This window comes from Candidatus Cloacimonadota bacterium, assembly GCA_012516855.1.
Taxonomy (GTDB): Bacteria; Cloacimonadota; Cloacimonadia; order Cloacimonadales; family Cloacimonadaceae; genus Syntrophosphaera.
In genome coordinates this window covers 23731-47697 of sequence record JAAYWB010000016.1, presented here as the reverse complement: position 1 = coordinate 47697, position 23967 = coordinate 23731, and the positions used below count along the sequence as shown (strand labels likewise).

Annotated in this window: 14 protein-coding genes; 5 read left to right on the top strand and 9 right to left on the bottom strand. The window is 56.0% G+C overall.

Translation table 11 applies throughout. The features are described 5' to 3' along the window. The 3 genes from GX466_01375 (at window position 1) to GX466_01365 (ending at window position 3617) form a co-directional block, all read left to right on the top strand. Window positions 1-342, top strand: coding sequence for a DUF1292 domain-containing protein (locus GX466_01375; GenBank protein NLH92864.1), 342 nt, complete (start codon window positions 1-3; stop codon window positions 340-342). Between the two features lie 66 nt (window positions 343-408). Further along, entirely contained in the window at window positions 409-1665 is a 1257-nt protein-coding gene (locus GX466_01370; GenBank protein ID NLH92863.1) for an imidazolonepropionase, read from the top strand. Beyond that, window positions 1662-3617, top strand: a complete 1956-nt coding sequence (locus tag GX466_01365; GenBank protein NLH92862.1) for an SUMF1/EgtB/PvdO family nonheme iron enzyme — start codon at window positions 1662-1664, stop codon at window positions 3615-3617. Before GX466_01370 ends, GX466_01365 begins: the two co-directional genes overlap by 4 nt. A gap of 403 nt (window positions 3618-4020) precedes the next feature. Here the strand turns inward: GX466_01365 and GX466_01360 are convergent, their stop codons facing one another. The 4 genes from GX466_01360 to GX466_01345 form a co-directional block, all read right to left on the bottom strand. Then, the gene (locus tag GX466_01360; protein NLH92861.1) at window positions 4021-7335 is read right to left on the bottom strand and encodes an FAD-dependent oxidoreductase; all 3315 of its coding nucleotides are present in this window, start codon (window positions 7333-7335) and stop codon (window positions 4021-4023) included. 9 nt (window positions 7336-7344) lie between these two features. Then, complete coding sequence (locus GX466_01355; GenBank protein ID NLH92860.1) at window positions 7345-9234, bottom strand: 4Fe-4S binding protein; 1890 nt, start codon at window positions 9232-9234, stop codon at window positions 7345-7347. A gap of 42 nt (window positions 9235-9276) precedes the next feature. After that, the gene (nuoE, locus tag GX466_01350; protein ID NLH92859.1) at window positions 9277-9750 is read right to left on the bottom strand and encodes an NADH-quinone oxidoreductase subunit NuoE; all 474 of its coding nucleotides are present in this window, start codon (window positions 9748-9750) and stop codon (window positions 9277-9279) included. A 178-nt stretch (window positions 9751-9928) separates the two neighbouring features. After that, complete coding sequence (locus GX466_01345; protein ID NLH92858.1) at window positions 9929-12178, bottom strand: T9SS type A sorting domain-containing protein; 2250 nt, start codon at window positions 12176-12178, stop codon at window positions 9929-9931. A 407-nt stretch (window positions 12179-12585) separates the two neighbouring features. Between GX466_01345 and GX466_01340 the strand changes: the two genes are divergently transcribed. Next, the gene (locus GX466_01340; protein NLH92857.1) at window positions 12586-15093 is read left to right on the top strand and encodes a hypothetical protein; all 2508 of its coding nucleotides are present in this window, start codon (window positions 12586-12588) and stop codon (window positions 15091-15093) included. A 53-nt stretch (window positions 15094-15146) separates the two neighbouring features. Here GX466_01340 and GX466_01335 read toward each other — a convergent pair whose 3' ends face one another. The 4 genes from GX466_01335 to GX466_01320 are packed head-to-tail and all read right to left on the bottom strand — an operon-like array spanning window position 15147 to window position 19753. Beyond that, window positions 15147-16364, bottom strand: a complete 1218-nt coding sequence (locus GX466_01335) for an FtsX-like permease family protein (protein ID NLH92856.1) — start codon at window positions 16362-16364, stop codon at window positions 15147-15149. Further along, a complete protein-coding gene (locus GX466_01330) occupies window positions 16364-17125 on the bottom strand; it encodes an ABC transporter ATP-binding protein (protein NLH92855.1) in 762 nt (253 codons plus the stop codon). Before GX466_01330 ends, GX466_01335 begins: the two co-directional genes overlap by 1 nt. Before the next feature lie 2 nt (window positions 17126-17127). Then, the gene (locus GX466_01325; protein NLH92854.1) at window positions 17128-18489 is read right to left on the bottom strand and encodes an efflux RND transporter periplasmic adaptor subunit; all 1362 of its coding nucleotides are present in this window, start codon (window positions 18487-18489) and stop codon (window positions 17128-17130) included. Between the two features lie 13 nt (window positions 18490-18502). Beyond that, a complete protein-coding gene (locus tag GX466_01320) occupies window positions 18503-19753 on the bottom strand; it encodes a TolC family protein (protein NLH92853.1) in 1251 nt (416 codons plus the stop codon). A 226-nt stretch (window positions 19754-19979) separates the two neighbouring features. Here GX466_01320 and argF point away from each other — a divergent pair, with 226 nt between their 5' ends. Next, window positions 19980-20981 carry an ornithine carbamoyltransferase gene (argF, locus tag GX466_01315; GenBank protein NLH92852.1) on the top strand — a complete coding sequence of 334 codons (1002 nt, stop codon included), beginning with the start codon at window positions 19980-19982 and terminating at the stop codon, window positions 20979-20981. Window positions 20982-21051: 70 nt separating this feature from the next. On the opposite strand, the gene GX466_01310 is transcribed toward argF, so the two are convergent. Next, on the bottom strand, window positions 21052-23943 hold the full coding sequence (locus GX466_01310; GenBank protein NLH92851.1) for a M20/M25/M40 family metallo-hydrolase: 2892 nt from the start codon (window positions 23941-23943) through the stop codon (window positions 21052-21054). Window positions 23944-23967 lie beyond the last annotated feature (24 nt).

Here is a 23967-nt window from a genome sequence, read left to right as displayed (position 1 = left end):
ATGACCGATAAAGAAAAGAACGGCTGCAAATGCGGCGAAGATTGCCACGAACACGATGGACTTTGCGACTGCGAAAACGAAGAATGCGACTGCAACACCATCACCATCGAAATGGATGACGGCAGCAGCAAGGATTTCATCGTGCTGGATGTGCTCACCCACGAAGGCAAGCAGTACATAGCTTTGGCTGAGGTCGATTCCATGGAATACGACATCATGAGCTGGGAAGTGGATGGCGAAAACGTTGAACTGAGCGTGATCGAAGACGATGATGAGTTCGATGCCGTGGCAGCCAAATTCGAAGAATTGTTCAAAAGCGATAACGAAGAGCCCGAAGACTGATCTGAAACGGGCAAAGGGAACAATATACAAATAAACGCGTCAGGCGCATGAACAGGAGGTTGAAAAGTGCAGGCTAACCTAATACTAAAGGATTGCAGGCAACTTGTAACGCTGAGGGGAGGCGCTGAACCCCGCACCGGATCTGCGATGAGCGACCCCGGTATCATAGCTGACGGAGCTCTGGCCGTTAAAGACGGACGGATCCTTGCTGTGGGCACAACGGCTGAGATCATGGCCGCGTATTCCGCCCCGGAAGTGGTTTCCGCGGATGGCAAACTGGTTTTGCCCGGTTTCGTGGACTGCCACACCCATCCGGTTTTCGTGCACACCCGTGAGGACGAATTTGCCCTGCGCCTGGAAGGAAAATCCTATGTGGAGATATCCCTGGCCGGAGGCGGCATCCGGGGCACGATAAGAACCACCCGCGATGCTTCTGAGGACCTGCTCTTCGAGCTTGCCGCCAAAAGAATCCGCAAAATGATAGCGTTGGGCACCACCACCGTGGAAGCCAAAAGCGGATACGGCCTCGATACAGCCAGCGAACTGAAACAACTGCGCGTTGTCGCCCGGCTGAACAAGGAATTGCCCGTAACCGCTGTTCCCACCTTCATGGGCGCGCACGAATTTCCCGAGGAATTCAAAGATAACCATGCGGCTTATGTAAAAATCCTCTGCGAAGATATGATCCCCGCCGTGGCTGAGCAAGGCATAGCCCGGTTTTGCGACATCTTTACCGAAGCCCACGTTTTCGGCATTGAAGAGAGCAGGATCGTGCTCAATTGCGCCAGAGACCACGGTTTGTCGCTCAAAATGCACGCTGATGAGATCGAGCCCATCGGCGGAGCGGAACTCGCGGCTGAGCTGGGCTGCGTGTCAGCCGACCACCTGGGAGCCGCTTCCGACGCGGGTATCCAGGCCATGAAAGAATCCGGCGTGATCCCCGTTCTGCTGCCCGCCACGCTCTATTCGCTGGCCAGCAAGAAATATGCCCGTGGCCGCCACATGATCGATTGTGGCCTGCCGGTGGCCATCGCCACGGATTACAACCCCGGAAGCTGCAACTGCGACTCGCTGCCTTTCACCATGAGCCTGGCCTGCCTGCAGATGGGCCTGAATCCCGTGGAAGCGCTCTGCGCCTGCACCATCAATGCCGCCCACGCCCTTGGCCTGGGGGCAGAGACAGGCTCGCTGGAGCCGGGAAAACTGGCGGACTTCTGCATCTGGGACATCCCTTCCCTGAACTTCATTCCCTACCATCTGGGATCATCGTATATCACAGCAGTTTACGCCAGGGGAAAGCTGGTCCACACCTCTTCAGAATGAACGGCAATAGCGGCGAAAACGCTTACACCATCATAGAAACCCTGCACAAATCGAGGCAGTTTTGCGTCTATAAAGCCCGCAACTATTTCAGCGGCAGAATAGTAACCATCAAAACCAACGAACAGCGCTTCCGGAGCGACGCTGACCAGGTGAGCCAATTGCGCGACGAAGCGGAAACCGGCCTCCGGCTGAGACATCCAAACATACGTGAAACCATAGGTCTGTTTGAGGATGGCGGCACCGTTTACATGGTCAGCGAATACCTTGAGGGCGATCCTCTCAACGATATTCTGCGCATCCCGCGCGTGGACATCAGCTACAGCCAGGCCATCAAGTGGACCCAGCAGTTGCTGGACGCTCTTGAACACGCGCACAAACACCTTATCCTGCATCTGAACCTTAACCCCACCAACATCATCATCACATCGGACTATGACCTCAAGGTGCTGGGCTTCGGCAAATCGCCCCACGCGTGGAAAAATGCCGATCCCGAGCAGCACGCTTTCCATCCCGTGCTTTTCACCTCCCCGGAAGTTTTTTCGGAGAAAAATCCGGACGAACGCTCGGACATCTGGTCCGCCGCTGTGATTTCCTGGCTGCTGCTGCGGGGCAGACTGCCCTGGGAACTGGACCGTCGTGACAGCCCCTCCATCCAGAAAGAGCAAATATTAGCCCAATACCCGCTCAGTCCAGACCAGCCTGGAAGGCACATCCCCCCCTGGCTCTTCAGTATTCTCAACAAGGCTTTGCAGCCTAATCCCGCCAGGCGCTTTGCCAGTGCCGCGGAAATGAGGGAAGCGATCGCCAACCAAGAGGAAGTGGCTCTCGAAATTGACGGAGCCGGGCCTGCATCATCAAAACCAGGGGCAACCTTTCCTGGCGACAACCAATTCTCCCCGCTCGGCGTTCCCGCTATTAATTCTGAGCCTTCCCTGTCTGATACCCAGCCAGGAATCGGCAGACAGTCCCGGGGTGTTGACCCCGAGCCGGTCAAGCGTCCCGGAGATGTTACAGTTGAAGGTCCAGCCCATAAAATCCCCATTAAAAGCGAGGCTGCCTCTGCGGAAATCAAGAAACTGCAGAAAACCTTCCGTGTGCTGGGAATCATTTCAGCCTGCATCTTTGTTTACATTATCTTGAAATACTACGTGATCAGGGATGGGGCGATTTTCAGTCGCGCCCGGGATGGCGACTCTCCAGCACAGGTGGCCGACGCGAAGCAGAAGGTGGCAAACGAGCCACTGGAAATGATCTCAGTCCTGGGAGAAACAGCGGTCATCGGCAACAACGGCCCCGACGCCAAAAGCGACGAGTATCCGCTGCTGCAGGTGAAGCTGTCTTCGTTCATGATCTCACCCCGTGAAATCACGCGTGAACAGTGGGCCATGGCCAATCCCGGCTACAAGGTTTCCGGTAATGACAAGGACCTGCCCGTCACTGGCATCACCTTTGATGAGGTGGTGGCTTTCTGCAACGAAAAGAGCCGCCTTGACAATTTGGAGCCCTGCTATGAATATCTTGGCAACGGCGTGAGTTGCGATTTCAACGCCAGCGGATACCGCCTGCCTACTGAAGCGGAGTGGGAATACGTCGCCAAAGCCAGACGCACAGATGCTTTCACCCCTTACAGCGGTTCCTCTGTCGCGAATGTGGTGGCCTGGTATTCCGAAAACAGCGGTGGCAGCCTCCATCCCGTTGGCCAAAAACAACCCAACCAAATCGGAATCTACGACCTCAGCGGAAACGCGGCGGAATGGGTCTGGAACTGGTATTCGTCCTACGCGAGCGTAACGGACCTGGCTTTTGCCGGACCTGAACAGGGCACCGACAAAGTTATCCGCGGCGGTTCGTTCAAAGACCCCGCTGAAAATATCCGCGTCACCTCACGCGCCCACGGCAAACCCTATGCCAAAGCAGATCATATCGGCTTTCGCGTGGTGCGGAAAAAGTAAGTCTTTCATTCAAACCGGATAAGCAAAGTCCTTCGGTCCTCTTTCCGGTTGAGCGTCAGCATTCTCTTGATTTGATGGTGAGCCATAAGCCCACCCCAATATCCTGCCAGTCAGACCCTTAGCGCCTGCGTCCATCCCTCTCCCCCGCCCCTCGCCAAATCCTCGCATCAAATGCGGGCATCATGCGGGAGGCACATCCCAGGCACAGGATAGGGCCTTAACAGCCAGATTACATCCCTTCTCCTCAGCAACTTCACACCATCGCTATCGTCTATCGTTCCAAAGCGTTATCGACCCGATTTGAAAGAGAGCCAAAAGCAGTCTGCGCCAAACCCGGGTTGCAAATATGCCCGGCATTAGGCCGGGCTTGTGATATAGGGCCAGGTTCATCCGCAAGGATGCTTCAGAATCCGGTGGGAATTTTGCGCTTTTCGTAAAGCATGATAATGCGTTGCTGGAGCAGGTTGTCCAGAGGCAACACCATGTCTCGCAGAGCGTTAATCTTGATCCCGGCAGGATCGTAAGCCCTGGGTTCATTTGCGGAAGCTGCTTTCAGCAGTTGCTCCGCCGCGTCGTTCCAGTGGTTGATGTCCGCCGTGGCGGGTGAAATCCATCCCAGTTCGTAAAAGAGGCGCAGCAATTCGCCGCTGAGGTTGGAACGGGCGGGGTTTTTGAACCTGGTGATGCCTCCGTTGTTGCTCAGCGCTGTGCCCTCGATTTCCAGATATGAGGGGCCCGGAAGCAACAGGTCAGCTTCGGAATCGGGGTCCGCGAACTGCTGGATTTCAACCCTGAAGCCTGGACAGGTGGCCATAGATGTTTGAGCGCCCCAGGCAAGCAAAAAGTCCGTTTGTTCCGGCAGGCTAAAATCCGGTTGCGTCAGCAGCAAGCCGCGGTAGTTCTGGTAATCCGAGGTTTCCAACACGTTGCCCAGAGCCGGATCGACCTTGTGGGCGGCGTTTAGCACCCTGGCAACGCTTTGCTCGCTGATCCTGTTCAGGTTATAGACAAAGAGCTGGCGTGGCGATGGGCTGAGCGAGTCGATAGAGGAATGAACGCTATCCGCAAACATCAGAGCTTTGGAGCCGCAACTGGCCACGCTGACAAGCCTCTTGCCCTGACGCTGTTTTAGGCGCAGAATGGTGCGCAGGGTGTGGCTGATCTCTCCCACCACCACATATTCATCAAAGCGGTCGAGAATTTCGTAGGGCTCGAGATTGGGCTGCCAGGGCAGAAACTCACTGCTAAACAGGCGGTAACAGGGATCGGCGTGAAGGGCGGTGCCTGTGTTTTGAGCAACTCTTCGCAGGATCAGCATCTCTTCCAGGCAGATATGCGGCGAAAGCTCGAAGCGCCTGCTGTTTGCGGATTCGAACCTTTCACTCAGCAAATCCAGTGCTTCGCGCCAGGTCAGTTCCTTCCAGACGCCATTTTCCCATGCCAATGGCGTTTTCAGACGGTCAGCGCCATACAGGGCCTGCCAGCCGAAACGGCCTTTGAAGCAGAGATTGCGGTCGTTGAAGCCGGGCTTGCTGTCGTCAGTGCAAATCCGCACGGGGAGGCCGGACTGCGTTTCACAAAGGATTTGGCAGCCGGTTCCGCAAATGCCGCAGCTTTGCAGGGTGCTTTCTTTCGGCAGAGGATTCAGCTTGTAATTCAGATTCCTCTCCGTCAGCGCGCCCACCGGGCAAACGGCGATGCATTTGCCGCAACTTTCGCAGTTCGTCTGGGTTAGCGATTCGCCAAATTCCGGGGCCACCTCAGCCGTGTAACCGCGGTACATATAACCCAGCACCGCGGCGCCCTGGATCTCAGTGCAGGTGCGCACACAGCGGCCGCAATTAATGCACTTGTTGGCGTCGCGCACTATGTAAGGGTGGCTGTAATCGATGGGATGTTTGTTGATGCTGCCAGGGAAGTGGAGGGCGTCGACCCGGAAATCGGTGCAGTATTCACGCAGCTTGCAGGTTTCATTCACCTGGCAGCCGCATTCCAGGCAGCGCGCGGCTTCGGCTTTGGCCTCGTCTGCGTCAAAGCCGGTTTCCACCTCGTTGAAAGTGCTTTTAGCCTCATCCAAAGGTATCTCTGGCATCACTTTCCGCGCGATCATTTCGAATTGGGCGAATTCTTCCTGGGATATATCTTGCACCTTGTGGCCTTTCTTGGCGTCGAAGCGGAAGTGATCCGCTTTGATTTCCTCGCCCGCCAGATAGCGGTGGATGGCTTCCGCAGCCAGACGCCCGTCGGCTATGGCCTCGATGGCTGTAGCAGCCCCGCGGCGGAAATCGCCCCCGGCAAAAACGTTGGCCAAACCCGTGTGCATGGTGCTTTCGTCCACCATGACCGTTTGCCAGCGGCTGATGGGAAGTTCTTTTCCTTCCACACGGTTGGCTTCCTCAGCGAAGATATCAATCTCCGGCACTTGGGAGATGGCGGCAATGATGGAGTCGTAACTTTCGGTGAAAAACTCGCCGGTGGGTTCGGGACGCCTTCTTCCGCTGGCATCGGGTTCTCCGAGCCTCATCCTTTCGATCTTCACTTCACGCAGGGCACCGTTTTCACCGAAATACTCAACCGGGTTGCAGAGGTAGTGGAAAACCACACCTTCGTGTCCGGCAGCCTCTATTTCAAAGGGTTCGGCGGGCATTTCAACCTTGGTGCGGCGATAGATAACGCTCACCTCGCAACCGAGGCGAATGGCGGTGCGGGCACAGTCTATGGCGGTGTTTCCGCCACCAACGATGGCCACTTTTTTGCCCAGAACCGGGGTGTTCCCCAAGCTGTGGGCTTTGAGGAAATCCACGCCCAGATAACAGCCGGCGAGTTCTGAGCCCTTAACCGGCATGGGCACTGCTTTTTGGGCCCCGATGGCCAGATAGACGGCGTCGTAATCAATACTCAGCTTTTCCAGCTGTAGATCACGTCCCAATTGAACGTTGTATTCGATCTTCATGCCGTTGGCACACATCAGCTCGATCTCACGGTCCAGTATGTCTTTGGGCAGCCTGTACTCAGGAATCCCATAGCGCAGCCAGCCTCCAGCCGCGGGGGCTGATTCAAAGACCGTGACCTCATGGCCGAGGTTGGAAAGATAGAATCCGCAGGTGAGCCCTGAAGGCCCGGCTCCGATAATGGCGATCTTTTTACCCGTGGCTTCAGCCTTCTCGGGAACGTAGTTCCAGACGTCGCCGAGATCCTCATCCGCGGCAAAGCGTTTCAGCTGGCGGATGGCGATGGGTTCCTCAATGATCTGGCGGCGGCATTCCTTTTCGCAGAAAGCCGGGCAGACCCGTCCTATGGAAAGGGGCATGGGCAGGGTTTCTTTGATCACCTTCACGGCATCGTGATACTGGCCGTTGGCGATCAGCGAAACGTAACTCTGGATGTCCACATGGTCCGGGCAGGCGATCTTGCAGGGGGCTTCGCAATCGGCATAATGGTCCGAGATCAGCAGTTCCAGCGCCATCTTGCGGGCGGCGCGGATGTCCTCGCTGTCCGTGATGATCTCCATTCCGGGAAGCACTTTGGTGCCGCAGGAAGTCACAAATCCGCGGCGGCCCTTCACTTCAACTGCGCAGACCCAGCAGGAGCCGAATGGTTTCAGTTCTTCATCGTGGCAAAGGTTGGGTATCTCGATCCCGTTGCGGCGAGCCAGTTCCAGGATGGTGATCCCGGCTTCGGTCTGCACTTGGGTTCCGTTCAGCGTTACTTCAATCATCTGATTCACCTAGCCTTTGCTGATGGCATTAAACTTGCAGGCTTTGTAGCAGGAGCCGCATTTTATGCATTTGTCCTGATCTATCACATGCGGTTGTTTCACTGTCCCGGTTATGCATTGCGCTGGGCACTTGCGCGCGCAGGCTGTGCAGCCGATGCACTTTTCCGGTATTATCTCATAACGCAGCAAGGCTGTGCAAACGCCGGCGGGGCAGCGCTTTTCCTCAATGTGCGCCAGATATTCGTGTTTGAAATAGCGGAGGGTTGTGAGCACCGAATTTGGCCCCGTCTGGCCGAGGCCGCAGAGCGAAGCTTTGTTGATGTTCACGGAAAGTTCCTCCAGACGGTCGATATCTTCCAAAACCCCTTTGCCTTCCGTGATGCGGGTAAGTATTTCCAGCATGCGCCTGGTGCCAATGCGGCAGAAAGTGCATTTCCCACAGGATTCATTTTGGATGAAGCTCATGAAGAAATGAGCGATCTTAACCATGCAACTGGAGTCATTCATCACAACCAGACCACCGGAACCAACCATGGCCCCAACTGCCCCCAGAGAATCATAATCCAGAGACATATCAAGATGTTCGCGTGTGAGGCAACCACCGGAAGGACCGCCGATCTGAACCGCCTTGAAGGCTTCGTTATTGATCTTGCCATCCTTATCCAGCACTCCTCCACCGATCTCAAAGATGATCTGACGCAGAGTGGTGCCAAAGGGGACTTCTATCAAACCTGTATTGGCAACATGTCCCGTGAGCGCAAAAGTCTTGGTTCCCGGAGATTTGGCAACGCCAACTTTCCGGAAAGCCTCAACGCCTTCCCGCATCACCACCGGCACCAAAGCCAGAGTCTCAACGTTATTGATCACAGTTGGTTTGCCATAGAGACCGCTTTCAGCAGGGAAGGGCGGCTTGGGATTGGGCATGCCGCGCTTGCCTTCGATGGAAGCCAGCAGAGCCGTTTCCTCCCCACAGACGAAAGCTCCGGCACCTTCAACAACGCTGATACGGAAGCTCTTGCCGCTGCCAAAGACGTTGTCGCCCAGAATACCGAGCTCTTCCGCCACGCTGATAGCTTTGCGAATGCGGGTGCAGGCCAGAGGATACTCCATGCGCACATAGACATAGCCCTCATCGGCTCCAACTGCCGCCGCGGCTATCATCATGCCTTCCACCACACTGTGAGGGTTTCCTTCCAGTATGCTGCGATCCATAAAAGCGCCCGGGTCTCCCTCGTCACCGTTACAAACGATGTATTTTTTCTCATTCACCTGTCTGCGGGTAAGTTCCCACTTCAGGCCGGTGGAGAATCCACCACCGCCACGCCCACGCAAACCAGAATCCTGATAGAGTTTGCAGAGTTCTTCAGCGCTGTATTTCTGATAGGCGTCACGAGCAGCAAAATAACCACCGTGACTGATGTATTCGTTCACGTTTTCAGGGTCCAGGTGACCGCATTCTTTAAGCGCGGTGCGCTTTTGCCGGGTGTAAAAGGGAATGTCTCCCGCGCCCTTGCAGTGTCTGCCATCAGCGGGGTTGACATAGAGCAAACGGTCGATCAGCTTGCCCTGCACAATGGTCTGACCCACGATCTCATCGGCGTCTTCAGGTTTCACGTGAGCATAGAGGACGCCATCCGGCTCGACCGTGACCAGCGGACCAACCTGACAAAAGCCCTGGCAGCCGCTTCCCGAGATCAATACATCGTGATCGTGTTCATCATGGGCTTTCAGCTCGATGGATACATCCAGGGAGTGCATGGCAAGGCTGTCCTTCAGGGCACTGTAAATCTTCAGGGAACCATTGGCTATGCAACCTGTTCCGGCGCAGACAACTATGCGTTTCTTGTAGTGAGCAAGGGCTTCCTGATAGTCCTTTTTGATTTGATCCAAATTAAGCATTATCCATCTCTAATAAAGCATCTATAAGCTTGATCGCTCCCATCAGGCTTCCCTGTTGCGGAATTTTTCCAAGATTCCGGGTATGGCTTCCGGAGTGAGTTTGCCAAAGGTCTTGTCGTCTATCATGATCACCGGCGCCAGCGAGCAGCAGCCCAGGCAGGACACTTCCATCAGCGTGAACAGCATGTCGTCAGTGGTCAATTTGCCGTCCTCCAGCTTCAGGTTTTCGATCAACGCGTCCTTGATCCCGTCCGCTTCTGACACGTAGCAGGCTGTCCCCTTGCAAACCCGGATGATGTGTTTGCCCTGTGGTTCCAGGCGAAACATTGAGTAGAAGGTTACCACACCGCAGATTTCGGCAGCCGGCACTTTCATTCGTTCAGATATATATTTGAGTGCCGGTCGGGAGAGGTATCCCTCAAGTTCTTGTGCGGCTTGTAAAAAGGGTATGAGCGATCCCTTCCTGCCTTCGTATTCTTGCAACAACGCGTCCAGCCGGCTGAAGTCCTGTTCCATCGCGACTCCTTGACTTTGATTTCAGTGTCACGCCCAGCGGGACTGTCTTTCCGCGGGCACGAAATGAACACATTTACAGAGAGGCGGTCTTTGTCAAATAGAATGTGGAACAATTCTCAGATGCTTGCTCCATCTTCCTGTCAGACAGATGGTTCAGACCACCCAGGCTGTAGGCGGCTTATTTCAGCAGCAGCAGTTTGCGAACCTGGACATCCTTTCCCGCAGACGCTTTCAGGAAATATACCCCGCTGGGCAAGGCTTCGGCGTGGTCATTCCTTCCGTCCCACTCAAGCCATTGCTGACCCGCGGAGAGTTTCTGAGCGCTGAACTCGCGAACCTTCTCTCCCCGGAGGTTGTAAATGCTCAACCCCATCTCCGCCGGCTCTTTCAGTTGCAGGCCAATCCTGGTCTTTTCGCTGAAAGGATTGGGCGCGATGGCGTCCAGGCTGAAAACCGCCACCGGCAGTTGCGGATCGCTGACGGCGGTGTTCCAATATTCGAAGGCCAGCGTTCCGGAGAGCAAAACAGCGTTGCCGTGCCGGTGCGAATTATCCAGCAGGGCATACCAGTTCTGGCCCGCGGGAATGTCAAAAACCGCGTTGCCGGAAGCAACCGGGCCCGTATAAGAGTAGGCGCTGCAGAAATTGCCCAAATCCAGGAAGATGGCGTTGTCAGCGTCAACCACCAAAAAGGAAACGGTGGAGGGCTCATACACATGTTGGTAATATCTGGCCGGTGCGCCCAGAACATCGATATCGTCCCAAAGCGTTCTGCCGGTAACAAAATAGCCCAGGCTCTGGAAATCCACCGTGAAACGGTAATCCTGCTCCGGATCAGGCGGTGTGGCCAACGCCTCGATCGTTGGCTGGGGCATCGGCGCGGCGATCTGGAACTGGTAATTATAGGTTTCGCCGTTCACCGTGTTTGCCACCAGTTGTGTGTAGGTTCCAGGAATGGCAGGATATTGCCCGAACATGGTTTCCGTCCGGGCACGGTAATCACGGTTTTCGCCCACTTTGAAGCTCACCATGCCGTTGTTGTCAGTATAGGCCTCACAATCGAAGCGGGGCGAGGACTCAAAGATGGCCAGAACCACCCTTGCGGCGTCCACCGGCTGCATGTCTTGATCCACCACCTGAATGTTGATGGTGGCCACGCCTTCCGAATACCGCTCCGTGACCGGCGAGAACAAGCCGTCGGACCTTTCCTCGAACACGCTGCCAAACACCCTGCCCCATCCGTTTTCATACACCAGCGGGTTATTCAGATAGCCGTTCACCGGCTCCCAGGAAACCCAGCCGTCTTCCCAAAACTCGTTCCAGGTGTGGTCGGTGGAGACGGAACTGATATTGGTGCAGGGGATAAGGGCCGTCCGTGCCACGGCGGAACTGAAGTCGGCGTATTCGCCGCAGCGTCCAAATCGTTTGGCGAAAATGCGCACCGGCTGATGCGGGCGCTCGTTGTTTGAGGTGAAACTCATGTTCTGGTTTATCCACCAAGTGATGGCGCGGATGGCGTCTCCGGGTGATCCGTCGCGGTTGAACACGCTCAGGCACTGTGTCAGGGTATCGCAAAGCACCGGATGGACATCGTCGTCGAAGTCGTAAAAATATGAGCGCCAGAATTTTCCCCCATTCCAGGGAGCTGCGATATTGTTGGAATGGGTGCTGTTGTTTTCCACAATGTTGGGATCGATATAGGCCTGGATTTCGTCAGTTATCTTGGGATTCACCAGATACCAGTAATAGATCTCCCTGGGGACGGTTACCTGCTGAAATTGGCCATTAGCGTCCTTTTTCCAGTAGCGGGCGGTGGAATAGTAATCCCCGCCGGTGGCGGCGGAACCCACATCCACTATTTCCACATAGGGCAGTTGGGAGGCAACGGAATAGATCCACTCGGCGTTTTCGGTGAACAGTTCCGGGTAAGCGAAACTGGAGTTCAGATACTGGGGCGAGGCTGTCGCCACGCAGAAAGCGATCTCGTCCACGATGGGGTCCGGCGCGTTGATTATCAGGGTGGAGAAATGCATCCGGGGATAATAGTCAAGCTGCAGCAGCGTTTTGTGCAGTTCAGCCTGGATCCAGGTCGGAGCCTTGGCCACGGCTTGTCTGTAATGCGATTCGTTAACCACACTCCCGCCCGTGAAATAGGGATTGGCAAACTGTTCCTTGTTGTCAAAATAGATGCCAAACTGCTCTCCGGCCGGAAGCACAAAACCCAGCGACATTTCCAGCAGTGGGCACCAGTTCTCGCGGAGCCCGCACCCCGGATTAGCAGGCGCTGGAGCGGGGATAGTCAAAACCGCTTCCGGCTGAACCACAACCACCGCGTCCTCGATAACTATTTCCCGGCTGGTGAGGCCGCGCGGAGCAGCACTCAGAGCGGCCAGGGCGAAAACCAAAAGAATCAGGGCAGGCTTTTTCATCGAATCACCTCGATCAAAATACTCTTATGCTCATAATTATTTCCCGCCCAATGCTGTCAATGAAAAAGGGTTTGAACCAACTTAATGCCTCCTTAGCGCCCGAACCTATCCCTCTCACTCGCCCCTCGCCAAATCCCCGCATCAGATGCGGCCATCATGCGGGAGGCACATCTGGAGCCCAATACAGGGCGTTAACGGCGAGATGGTATAGCTTCAATCCTCCATGGGGAACCATACCGCTTCACTTCCTCGCTATGGCATACAGCTATCAGGGCTAACCCACCATAAATGAAGTTGAGATTTCTGTTTTTATATAAGGAAAACTATGATAAAAAGCATGTTTTACAACATTTCACTTGACATATTTCGGGTCTTGAAGCTGAATGGATTTGGAAAAGGAGTGAGCCATGAACAAGATCATATTGGCCCTTTTAGCCAGCCTTACGTTTACCTGCTTCCTGGGAGCCCAGACCGCCCAGCAGCCCGATGGTTGGGGCACGGTAGCCGCTCCCTATCGCATTGCCAACCTAAACAACCTTTACTGGATCGCGGAAGATCCCGCCCGCTGGAATCTAATCTACCGGCAAACCCAAGATATCGACGCCGCCGAGACCTCCTCCTGGTTTGGCGGGCAGGGCTGGCCCGGCATCGGATACGGCCTGACGCCTTTTACAGGGCACTATTACGGAAACCAGCACACGATCTCCAACCTGCAGGGAAAATACGGCCTGTTTGGCAACCTCATCTCCGCCACCGTCACCGATCTGGAGATCGAAAACGGATCGATCACCACCTCAGCCGGCAGTGCTGCGTTGCTGGCCTATAGCGCCCGGGAAAGCTACATCAGCAACTGCCAGATAAGCGGAATTGTCACCGGTTCCGGACATCTCCAAGGCGGGCTGATCGGAATAGCCTACCCAGGCACAACGATCTATAATTGCGGCTCCACCGCCACGGTTATCGGTACAGCACAGATCCAGCCAGGATTTTATTCACCCGCCCACAGCATGGGCGGCTTGGTTGGCATTTTGGAAAGCAGAGCTGTCCTCGACTGGTGTTATGCCGGAGGCCAGGTCAGCGGAAACGGGGCCGCGAACGTCGGAGGCTTGGTAGGGATGCTGTCGGGTACGATGAGCAATTGCTACAGTACCGGTTCCCTGACGGGTAACGGATATTTTTTGGGAGCCCTGGTCGGTAGATGTAACAATCTGGGGGATTATACTATCACCAATAGCTACTATGACCTTGATGACTACACGATCAACAATGAACATCAGATAACTATAGGCGCGTTGCCGGCGGCTCTTTTCAGTCAATGGCTGTCCTCAAACAGGAGTTTGGATATAAATGACTTTCTAACTCTGGAGAACGGCCGTTACCTGATCCAAGACGAAGAGGACATTTTCCCGCTTATGGCCTTTGGCCAGAATGCCGGCTTTCACTACAGGCTGACCGCCGATCTTGACCTCAGCAGTTTGCCCGGCTATTTCATCCCCCTGCTGAAAGGTGATTTTGACGGCGGCGGCCACAGCATCGCGAATCTGAACATCAGCTCCGGCGCCAGGACCTGCGTGGGTTTCTTTGGCATTGTGCACGACGCTGTGGTGCAGGACCTTCAGATAAGCGGCTGCGATATCACCGGCGGCATGCAGACCGGTGCCATGGCCGGGATGGGCACCTACTATTCAAGATTCAGAAACTGCCAGGCCAGCGGAACCATCCACGGCGGCAACATGCTGATCATCGATTCCGCCGTGGGCGGCCTGATCGGATACGCGGTACTCGCCGTGGTGGATTCCTGCCAGAGTTCCGTGAATATATCCGTGTCGGGAAACACCGTTTACAAGGCTGGCGGCTTGATCGGTATGGCAGAATACAGCGATATCTTGGGCAGCTATTACCAAGGAACGATTGCCAACCTGGGCATCCACGTGGGCGGTACTTCACCCGCGACTGGAGGTTTGGTTGGGTATGCCGACGCGACAGAGATCGTGGCCTGCCACACCCAGGCTGAAGTTTCCGGAGAACTCAGGGTGGGAGGCTTGGTTGGCAAAAACAACAGCCTGATCACCCGCTGCCACAGCTCCGGAACTGTTCAGGGGACCAACGAAGCCGGAGGCCTAGTGGGCTTGAATTATGAAGATGGCGAGATCTCCAAGTGCTGTAGCGACGCGGCTGTTTCTGGCTCAACCCAGTTGGGCGGGCTGGTGGGAGTCACATACGGATCGATAGACAACAGCTACGCCCGCGGAGCGGTGAGCGGAACGAACCAAGTGGGAGGTTTGCTGGGCGCGATCACGGGATATTATTACTCATGGGGTAGCTTGAGTAAAAGCTACAGCACTGGAGCGGTGAGTGGTAGTGGTGCCCAAGTGGGTGGCTTGGTGGGATCCACTTGGAATTCCGGCTACAGCGGTGGAGGCTACTGGGACATCCAGACCTCCGGGCAATCCACTAGCATCGTGGGAACAGGCAGAACCACTGAACAGATGATCTTTCCCCATTCCGCGGACACCTATGTGGGTTGGAACTTCGATAGTATTTGGGCCCCCGACTACCTGCACCAGCGCAACGATGGCTATCCCTACCTGCGTGACACGATACCCGGTTCTCCAGCAGACGATCCCACGGCAATCACTCTAGCCCTAAGGCTCGGCATAAGCCCCAATCCCTTCCGTGGCAACGCCCAACTTCGCTTCAGCCTACCCCAAAGCGGCGACTGCTGCTTGGAAATCTTCAATCTCCGAGGCCAGAAACTACGCTCTTTCCAGTTTCAGGGCATCAAGCAAGGTGACCACGGCGTGGACTGGGATGGGCGCGATGAAAGCGGACGCAAGCTCTCCTCCGGCATCTATCTAATACGCGCCCGATCAGGCGGGGAGAGCAAACTGGCTAGGGCGGTCCTGCTAAGATAAGGTGTCAGGAACAACTTTGGGACACAGGTCAGTCCTATAAGCAAGATCAAACGCTATTCGTAGCGGAGGGCGTCGATGAGGTTCAGGTTCGCTGCTTTGCGGGCAGGATACCAGCCAAAAAAGATGCCGATGACGCAGGAAAAGCCGACGGAGAGCAGGATCGACCAGGAGGTCACCACGATGCTCCAGCCCATGGTTTTGCCCAGGATCACTGCCAGTCCCCAGCCCAGGACGATGCCGATGAGCCCGCCGAGGATGCTGATGGTGATGGCTTCAATGATGAATTGGAGCAATACGTCGCGCTTTCCGGCGCCCACGGCCATGCGGATGCCGATTTCCTTGATCCTTTCAGTAACCGAGACCAGCATTATGTTCATAATGCCGATCCCGCCCACGAGCAGCGAAATCCCGGCGATGCTGGCCAGAAGCACGGTCATGGTGTTGGAAACGCTGTTGGCGGCCTCAGCCACGTCGGTTTGGGAACTCACCATGAAATCTGCGGCGGTGGTGCCGCTGTGGCGGGCTTGCATGAGGTTGGAGATATCTTCCTGAACAATGGGGATGCGTTCTTGCGAAACGGCGGAAACGATGATGGTAAGGAAGCGCCAGCGGTGTCCGATGAGTCGGGTGGAGGTTGTGGTAAAAGGAGCTAGGACAATGTCGTCCTGATCGTTGCCCATTGTGCCCTGGCCCTTGGATTTGAGCACGCCTTTCACGGTGAAGGGGATGTTGCGGATGCGCATTATCTTGCCCACTGGGTCCTCACCCACGAACAGGTTGTCAGCCACGGTTTTGCCCAGCACACAGACCTTGGCGCCGCTCTCCACCTCGGAGGGGTAGAAGAAGTCGCCCGATTCCATCTTCATATCGCGGATCAGGAAATAATCCACGTCCACACCCATGATGCGTCCGCGCCAGTTGTTGTTGCCGTATTTAAGCTGGCCGAAAGTATTGTAAACCGGTGAGGCGTAAAGAACTCCGTCCACTTTGTCGAGGATGGCGTCCACGTCCTCCTCTTCGAGGGTGTTGCCGGAGCCGGCAGCCTGGCGCGCAGTGCTTTGGGTGTTCGTGAAATTGGACATCACGGAGACCACATTGGTGCCCATGGTGCTGATCTGGTCGTCCACCACCTTTTTGGCGCCCTGGCCGATGGCGATCATGGTAATCACGGCAGCCACGCCGATGATGATGCCCAGCATGGTCAGAAAGGTGCGGGTTTTATTGCGGGTTAGGGATTTAAGGGCGATGCGGAGAATTCCGAAAACAGACATCAGGCCACCTCCTCGCTGTCATCTAGGCGGGGCAGCTTCTTCAGGTCTTCAGTGGCATTGCGGGGATCGGGATTGGGCAAATCGGAGATGATGCGCCCGTCGCGGAAAGTGATGATCCGGGTCGCGTATTGGGAGATGTCGAATTCGTGGGTCACCAAGATAATGGTTTTGCCCTCGGCGTGCAGTTTCTGAAAAAATTCCATCACTTCCACGCTGGTGCGGGTGTCCAGATTGCCCGTGGGCTCATCCGCGAGCAGGAACACGGGGTCGTTGACGATGGCGCGGGCGATGGCGACGCGCTGCTGCTGTCCGCCGGAAAGCTGGTTAGGGAAATGGCGAGCTCGGTCATGTAAGCCCACAGTTTCGAGAGCTTTGAGGGCCATGGCGCGGCGGTCTTTGGCATGGATGTTTTTGGAATAGAGTAGGGGAAGTTCCACATTCTCCAGCGCCGTGGTGCGGGGCAAGAGGTAAAAACTCTGGAACACATAACCGATCTTGCGGTTGCGCACCTGAGTGATCTCGGCATCATTCATGGCGTGAACGTCGTAGCCGTCCAGGATGTAGGTTCCGGAGCTGGGTTTGTCCAAGCAGCCGATCAGGTTCATGAAGGTGGTCTTGCCGGAGCCGCTGGCGCCCATGATGGCGATGAATTCACCGGACTGAACGTCCAGATCGATCCCGCGCAGGGCGTGAACCTGGATTTCGCCCATGGTGTAGGTTTTGGTGATTCCGCGCGCGCTGAGCAGGGTTCTTGCCGTCATGCTCAGAACCTTGGCCCCATGCCGGGCCTGCCCTGTTGGAGGGCGCTGTTAACCTTGGCCTGGGAGGGGTCTTTGTAGTTCACGCCGGTGATGATCTTCGTATCCGGATCAAGGGGGCTGAGCACCTCCACAAAAGCGCCGTCGGAAACTCCGGTGCGCACCATAATCAATTCCGGCGTCTTGTCTTTCAGCACCCAGATCAGGGCGGAGCCGCCGTTGCGGCCATTGCCTCCGCCACGATTCACTCCACCGGGCATTCCGCCGGGGGGCATACCGCCGGGGAACCCACGTGGAGGACGTCCGGAAGGGGCTTTGGCGCTGTCCGGCCTCGGATTGTCGCGGGATGGAGCCCTGCCGCCGGGAGCGGAGACCATCACCTTTTCCATAGCTGCTTTGCGGGCATTGGGAATCAGGTCATCCTCCCATTTGAGGCCAAAAAGCTCCCACACCTCCTTGCTGGGGGTGAAGCGGGTGGCGGTTTCAGGGATGCGGATCACGTTTTCCTTGGACTGAGTGATGATGGTCACGTTGGTTGTCATGCCGGGAAGCAGCTTGTGGTCGGGGTTGGCGGCATCGATGATCACGCTGTAGCTGACTACGTTTTGCTCGGTTTCGGATTTCAGCCGGATCTGCTGCACAGAGCCGGTGAACATCTGGCCGGCATGGGCATCCACGGAGAATTCCACCGGCAGACCCACGGAGATTTTGCCGATGTCAGCCTCGTCCACACTAGCCGTGATCTCCATCTGATCCAGGTTGTTGGCAATGGTGAAGAGGGTGGGCGAGTTCATGCTGGCAGCCACTGTCTGCCCTTCCGAAACCTCGCGGGAAACGATCACGCCGTCGATGGGCGAGGTGATGGTGGCGTTTTTGAGGTTCTTCTCAGCGGTTTGCAGCCTTAGCAGGGCGGTGGCCAGATTGAGTTTGGCCTGGTCGAGGCTGTATTTGTCTTTCTGCAGTTCATAGGATGAGATCATGTCGCGGCTGAAGAGAGTCTCGCTATTGTTGTATTCCATGCTCGCTTCGTCACGGGAAACGCGGGCCTTGTTCACTTCAGCTTGGGCGGATTCCACGCTGGCGGCCAGGATTTCTGTATCCAGCCGGGCCAGCACTTCGCCTTTTCTCACCTTGTCATTGAAATCCTTGTAAAGGGTTTTGATGGTTCCGGATACCTCGGTGCCCACCTCCACCAGAACGGTGGGATTGAGGGAGCCGGTGGCGGTAACGACTTCACGGATGGTGCCTTTTGAGGGGCTGTCAATCTTCCATTCGGGTCGGTTGCTGCTTTTGCGGAGCTGGATGAAAACGATCGCCGCCGCGATGAGCAGCAGCGCGATGATGACGTATTTAAGGTATTTTTTCATGGTGTAACCTTTATTACCACTTGCCCTGGATCTTTTGGGAAAGCAGGTTGTTGATGGCTTCCTGGCGGGCAAGGATTTGGTAGCGGTTGTTGTTGTAGGCGATTTCGGAATTGATGAATTCCACGCGGGTCTTGTCCAGTTCCAAAAGCTCGATCAGGCCCAGGCGGAAGCGTTCTTCGGCAATGCGGATCTGGCTTTCGCTCTGAGCCAGTTTTTCGCTGTAAAGCTCGTCCAGGCGGGTCAGGTAGGCCAGTTCCTGGCTGAGGGTGGCATACTGCTGGTTGATCTCATCGATCTGCTGACGAATCTCCAGTTCAGCCAGGCGCTGGGCAAGGTCGCCGCGTTTATTGGTCTGGCCCTGTTTGAACTGGTTCCAGAGCGAGTAGCTGAAGTTCAGGCCCAGGGTGTGGTTGGTGCCGTAGGTATCGAAGTCGAAGTTTTCTCCACCCACGCTGCGGCTGAAGTTGTAGGCCAGGCTCACGCGGGGAAAGTAGTTCAGGAAGTTCTGGGTGAGGCCCAGTTCCCCACGTTTGAGGTCAGCCTTGAGCAGTTTCACCTGGTTGCTCTGTTCAGGGCTGGTCTGAGGCAGGACATAGTTCATATCCGGAGCCAGTTCTGCCAGTTCATAGCCGGCGTCGTCCATCCGGGCGAGGCTGAAGAGCTGGGCGCGCTTGGTGGCGATGGTGTTTTCCAGTTGCAGGATGGAGATGCGGGCGTTCATCACGGCAATTTCGCTTTCCTTGAGGTCGAAGCTGGTGTTCTTGCCCAGTTGGTTCAACACTTGGGCTTGTTCCCACACGCGGGTCTGGATTTCCAGGTTCTTCTGCAACGATGAAAGCTGGCGCTGGGTGCTCAACACGTCCAGATAAGCTGTGAAAACGCCGTAGGCATAGGCGCTGGCGCTGCTTTGACGGGTCAGTTCAGCCTTCTCCGCATCCAGCTTGGCGTATCTGTAGTTGAACCAGGCGTCATCGTTGAGGCTGATCGTTTTGCTGATGGAAAATCCGGCCTGACTGCTCAGGTCAGAAGCCGCGGGGGTGTTTGGATGGTAGAAATTATTGGTGATGCCAAAACTCACGCCAGCCTCGGGCAGCAGGTTCCAAGTGGCGCTGCTGAGGTTGGAGCGGCTGGTTTCGTAGGCAAGCTCGCCGCGCAGCATGCCGTAGCTATTCACCAAGCCGTGCTCAACCAGTTCGTCCAAGGTGTATTGCTGCGCCAGCAGGGCCAGCGGAAGCAACAGCAGGAGGGTCCAAATTGCTTTCATTATCTTCATATATCCTTCAAAATAAAGGTGTCCAGTTGCATCAGGCAGGATAGCCTTCTTATTCTTTACCTATTTCAGAGGCTTTCCCTGCATTATTTATTGGGTGAAACAATCTCTGGATGCACTTTTTTTCAAAGCCGCGATACAGACAAGGAAAATTTCTTGCCGGGAAAGCTATGCTAATTTCTTTGGCATCCAAAGACAAAAATCAAGCTAAGGAGAAATTATGCCCTGCAATCTTAGAAACCGCCATTTTCTGACCCTGATGGACTTTTCGCCGCAGGAGATCGGATTTCTGCTGGACCTCGCGCTGAACCTGAAAAAAGCCAAATACGCGGGAACCGAGCAGCAACGCCTCAAAGGCAAAAACATCGCCCTTATCTTTGAAAAGGACAGCACCCGCACCCGCTGTGCCTTTGAAGTGGCCGCTCTCGACCAGGGCGCGCACGTTACATATCTGGGCCCCACCGGCAGCCAGATGGGCAAAAAAGAATCCGTCGCAGACACCGCCCGGGTTCTTGGCCGCATGTATGATGGAATCGAATACCGCGGCTTCGGCCAGGAAATCGTGGAAGAACTGGCAAAATACGCCGGCGTGCCTGTCTGGAACGGCCTTACCGACCAAGACCACCCCACCCAGGTGCTGGCTGATTTCCTCACCGCCATGGAGCATCTGAACAAGCCGCTGAACGAAATGACCTTCGTTTATGTTGGCGACGGACGCAACAACGTGGCCAACGCCCTGATGATCGGCGGCGCCAAAACCGGGATGGACTTCCGCATTGTGAGCCCCAAAGCCCTGTTCCCGGAAGCCTCTCTGCTGAAGAAATGCAAGGATGTGGCCAAAACCACCGGCGCAACCATCACCATCACCGACGACATCGCCAAAGGCGTGAAAAACGCCGATGTGATCTACACCGACGTCTGGGTCTCCATGGGCGAGCCGGACAGCGTTTGGGCCGAGCGCATCAAGCTGCTCAAACCCTATCAGGTGAATGCCGCCATGATGAAAAAGACCGGTAAGCCCACCACCCTTTTCATGCACTGCCTGCCGGCTTTTCACGACCTCAAGACCACCATAGGAAAACAAATCCATGACAAGTTCAAAATCAGCGCCATGGAAGTCACCGACGAAGTGTTCGAATCGCCCCAGTCCGTTGTCTTCGACGAGGCGGAAAACCGCATGCACACGATCAAGGCCGTGATGGTTGCCACCCTCGGCAGCTGATCACCTCCACCGTATAGAAACAAAGCCGGCGGATCGTTCTGCCGGCTTTATTTATTGATGGATGGCAAATCTATTTCACCAGGGCGATCCGGCGCTGTGCCGCAACTCCATCCTGGCTGGTGCGGATGATGTAAATCCCGCTGGAGACGGCGCTGCCAAAATCGTCCAGGCCGTCCCAGCTATGCACCACGGATTTGGGGCTGTAGCCAACAAAGAGGGATCTCACTTTCTGGCCGCGGAGGTTGTAAATCTCCACCAGCACAGGCCGAGTGTTGTTTTTTAGCTCCAGCCGGAAGCTGGTTTCGCCTTTGAAGGGGTTGGGATGGTTCGTCGAGATACTAATCCCGCCAGCAGGCGCCAAGCCGGGGTCTTCAGCAGGGCTGAAGGTTTCGCCGAAATACTCCGTCAGCACATAATCAATGAGGTTCCGGGCGTCATCCTGGTAGATGTTGTAGAGCGGGAAACTAACCACGCAGACCTTGCCGCTCTGGTTCAGGTTCAGCACCCCCACCGGCATGCCGGCCATCGCTCCCTGGGGCGTGTCGTCAGCGTAATCCGTGCCATAGTTGTAGATGGTGGCGCAACCGGGGCTGGCGCCGATGCTTTCAACGCGGATGATATGTCCGTTCATGACTGACAAGGTCTTTTCCGGGTCCACGCTCACAGCGGGAATCTGGCCTTGGGCCGGGATGGCGAAGCGAAAACGGGCTGCGTTGCCGGAGTAGTCAGCAGACGCGATCCCAATCACGTCGTAGATAAAGGAATCGCTGTTGAAATTGCCCGGATAGTTGACATTCAGCTCGAAAGCCAGCGAGGGGAAATACACGCTGAAGAAGACGTTGCCCCCGGCCTGAATGTACTGGTTCAGGGCATCCCGCGCGAAATAAGGATAATCCATGCTGGCCTGGTCATTCCCGTGCCAGATGATGGATGAGTAGATTCCGATATCGGCCAGGCGCAGGTTTTCATCCAGAGAATTGATGTCAAGCTCTGTGGTGGTAAAGTTCGCGCTGGCATAAGCGTAAAAATCGTCCGCCTGCTGATCGGTGGGCATGAAGGGATTCGTTCCGCCCATGTCCTCGGTTTCGTCAACGATGAGCACACCCTGGTCCAGAGTAACGGGACGGCTTTTCACAACCTGGGTGAAAGGACTGGCATTGCCGTCCTGGTCCACCGCGCAAAGGCTGTAATAGTAATAGCTTGGCGAACCCACCACATCGTTGTCCAGATATTCGCTTTCCGTGAGCAAACCGCCAATTTGCTGTCCCAGCTCGTCAGGCTGTGAAGAGCGGTAGAGCCTGTAGCCGGCGAAGTCATGCTCGCGGTTGTCGTCCCAATCCAGCAAGATGCTCTGATAAAGGGGCTGGTCAATGAAGTTTTGCGGCTGCAGCGGAACGGAGAGCGGCATCGCTGTGGTATAGACCAGATAGCTTTCGTTGCCAAAGTTATCCACGGAGCCCACCGCGAAATGATACAACTGGCCCTGGGTGAGGCCCTGTACCGACAGATAGTTGCTGGAAGTGGTGAGCGGCGCGCCCCAGTCGCCAAAAACCGTGCTGTAATAGACATTGTAGTAACTGATCAGGGGATCGTTCAAGTTTTCCCAGGTCAGCAGGATGGTGGATCCGTCGCCCCAATCCTGGGCGGAAAGGCCTACCGGGGAGGAAGGCATATCAGCAAAGGAGGCAGCGCAGGCCACGGAGGCCTTGATCACCTCGGCGCAGTAAGCGGGATTGAGGTTGGCCACGACGTCCTGGGAGGTGTGATACACTGGCGAGAACTCATCCTCGAAAAAGTAGATGACGTGAAAGCCGTTTTGCCAGAAGGGATGGCTGTCGCTGCTGCCGCTGTTCAAGCCTCCGTAATAGGTATCCAGGTCTGTGTACTGCTCCGTGATCAGGGCCGCGTAGGCGCTGTGGTCAATCGATCCGTCGTAGGGCATCAGACACACCTGCCAGGGCTGGGGCCCGCTTTGGTTGGCGATCATGTCATGATTGATCATCAGGCGGATGTTTTCGCCGGCCAGATTGGCCGTGTGGGCGTGGTGTTTTGAGCCCCAGAGGCCGAATTCCTCGGCGGCAAAGGTCACAAAGCGGATCGAGCTGCGGGGCTGGTAGCCGCTGGCCATCATCACCCGAGCCATTTCCAGGGCGGCCACGCTGCCGCTGGCGTTGTCATCGGCTCCGGGAGCGAAAAGGTAGGGGTCGCTGTTGTTCGAGATCGAATCGTGATGCCCGCCCACAACGATGTACTGGTTGGGGTAGGTCGTCCCCGGAATGGTGGCCACAACGTTGTATTGGATTGTGTTTTGCCACATGAATTGCTGCAGCACCGCGTCTGTCACCCCGTAGCTGATGAATTTCTGCTGGATCCACTGCGCCACCTGGAGGCGGTTGTCTGCCCGCGCGTAGCGGGTTTGGAAGTCCTGCAGGCTCTGGATGGTGCTCTGCACGGAAGCGGCGTTCACCAGGGCGACCATCTGGTCAATGTCCGTCCTCGCGGCCCTCGGGGAAGCGGCAGGCAAAGCCGTCTGGGAGAAGCGCATAGGCTCCAGGCCCAGCCGGGTGAAGGGATGGGTAATCTGTTCCCGCAGTTGGATTTCGTCCAGCGGGCTCTCGAAAAGGTAGGCGTCGGCCAGTTCAAGCAGCAGCCTGCCCCCAGCGCCAAGCTCAGGCCGGCTTTGGCCGGGTATTTTTCCCACCAGATATAGCTTTTGGGCTGTGTCAAGTTCAGCCAGCCTGTAATCCTGATATTTGCCTTCCGGCACCAGGGCGATGGCCTGGTCAGCGTCGTAATGCAGGATGGCGCAGCCCTCTTCCGAAAGCCGGCGCATAGCCTGGTTCAGGCTTTCCTCCTGGAACGGGGAGCGGATCAGCCTCACCGGAATCCCGGCCACGTATTGGTTTGCCCAAAGGCCCAGGCAAAGCGGCAACAGCGCCGCGAGGATCAGATATCTCTTCATCGTGTCTCCATTATCTCCACAGCT

What these genes read in the sequence shown, in the direction of transcription:
- nuoE (NLH92859.1), bottom strand. Translation starts at nt 9,750, where the DNA reads ATGGAACAGGACTTCAGCCGGCTGGACGCGTTGTTGCAAGAATACGAA.
- argF (NLH92852.1), top strand. Translation starts at nt 19,980, where the DNA reads ATGCCCTGCAATCTTAGAAACCGCCATTTTCTGACCCTGATGGACTTT.
- GX466_01335 (NLH92856.1), bottom strand. Translation starts at nt 16,364, where the DNA reads ATGTCTGTTTTCGGAATTCTCCGCATCGCCCTTAAATCCCTAACCCGC.
- GX466_01310 (NLH92851.1), bottom strand. Translation starts at nt 23,943, where the DNA reads ATGAAGAGATATCTGATCCTCGCGGCGCTGTTGCCGCTTTGCCTGGGC.
- GX466_01365 (NLH92862.1), top strand. Translation starts at nt 1,662, where the DNA reads ATGAACGGCAATAGCGGCGAAAACGCTTACACCATCATAGAAACCCTG.
- GX466_01340 (NLH92857.1), top strand. Translation starts at nt 12,586, where the DNA reads ATGAACAAGATCATATTGGCCCTTTTAGCCAGCCTTACGTTTACCTGC.
- GX466_01375 (NLH92864.1), top strand. Translation starts at nt 1, where the DNA reads ATGACCGATAAAGAAAAGAACGGCTGCAAATGCGGCGAAGATTGCCAC.
- GX466_01325 (NLH92854.1), bottom strand. Translation starts at nt 18,489, where the DNA reads ATGAAAAAATACCTTAAATACGTCATCATCGCGCTGCTGCTCATCGCG.
- GX466_01345 (NLH92858.1), bottom strand. Translation starts at nt 12,178, where the DNA reads ATGAAAAAGCCTGCCCTGATTCTTTTGGTTTTCGCCCTGGCCGCTCTG.
- GX466_01330 (NLH92855.1), bottom strand. Translation starts at nt 17,125, where the DNA reads ATGACGGCAAGAACCCTGCTCAGCGCGCGCGGAATCACCAAAACCTAC.
- GX466_01355 (NLH92860.1), bottom strand. Translation starts at nt 9,234, where the DNA reads ATGCTTAATTTGGATCAAATCAAAAAGGACTATCAGGAAGCCCTTGCT.
- GX466_01360 (NLH92861.1), bottom strand. Translation starts at nt 7,335, where the DNA reads ATGATTGAAGTAACGCTGAACGGAACCCAAGTGCAGACCGAAGCCGGG.
- GX466_01320 (NLH92853.1), bottom strand. Translation starts at nt 19,753, where the DNA reads ATGAAAGCAATTTGGACCCTCCTGCTGTTGCTTCCGCTGGCCCTGCTG.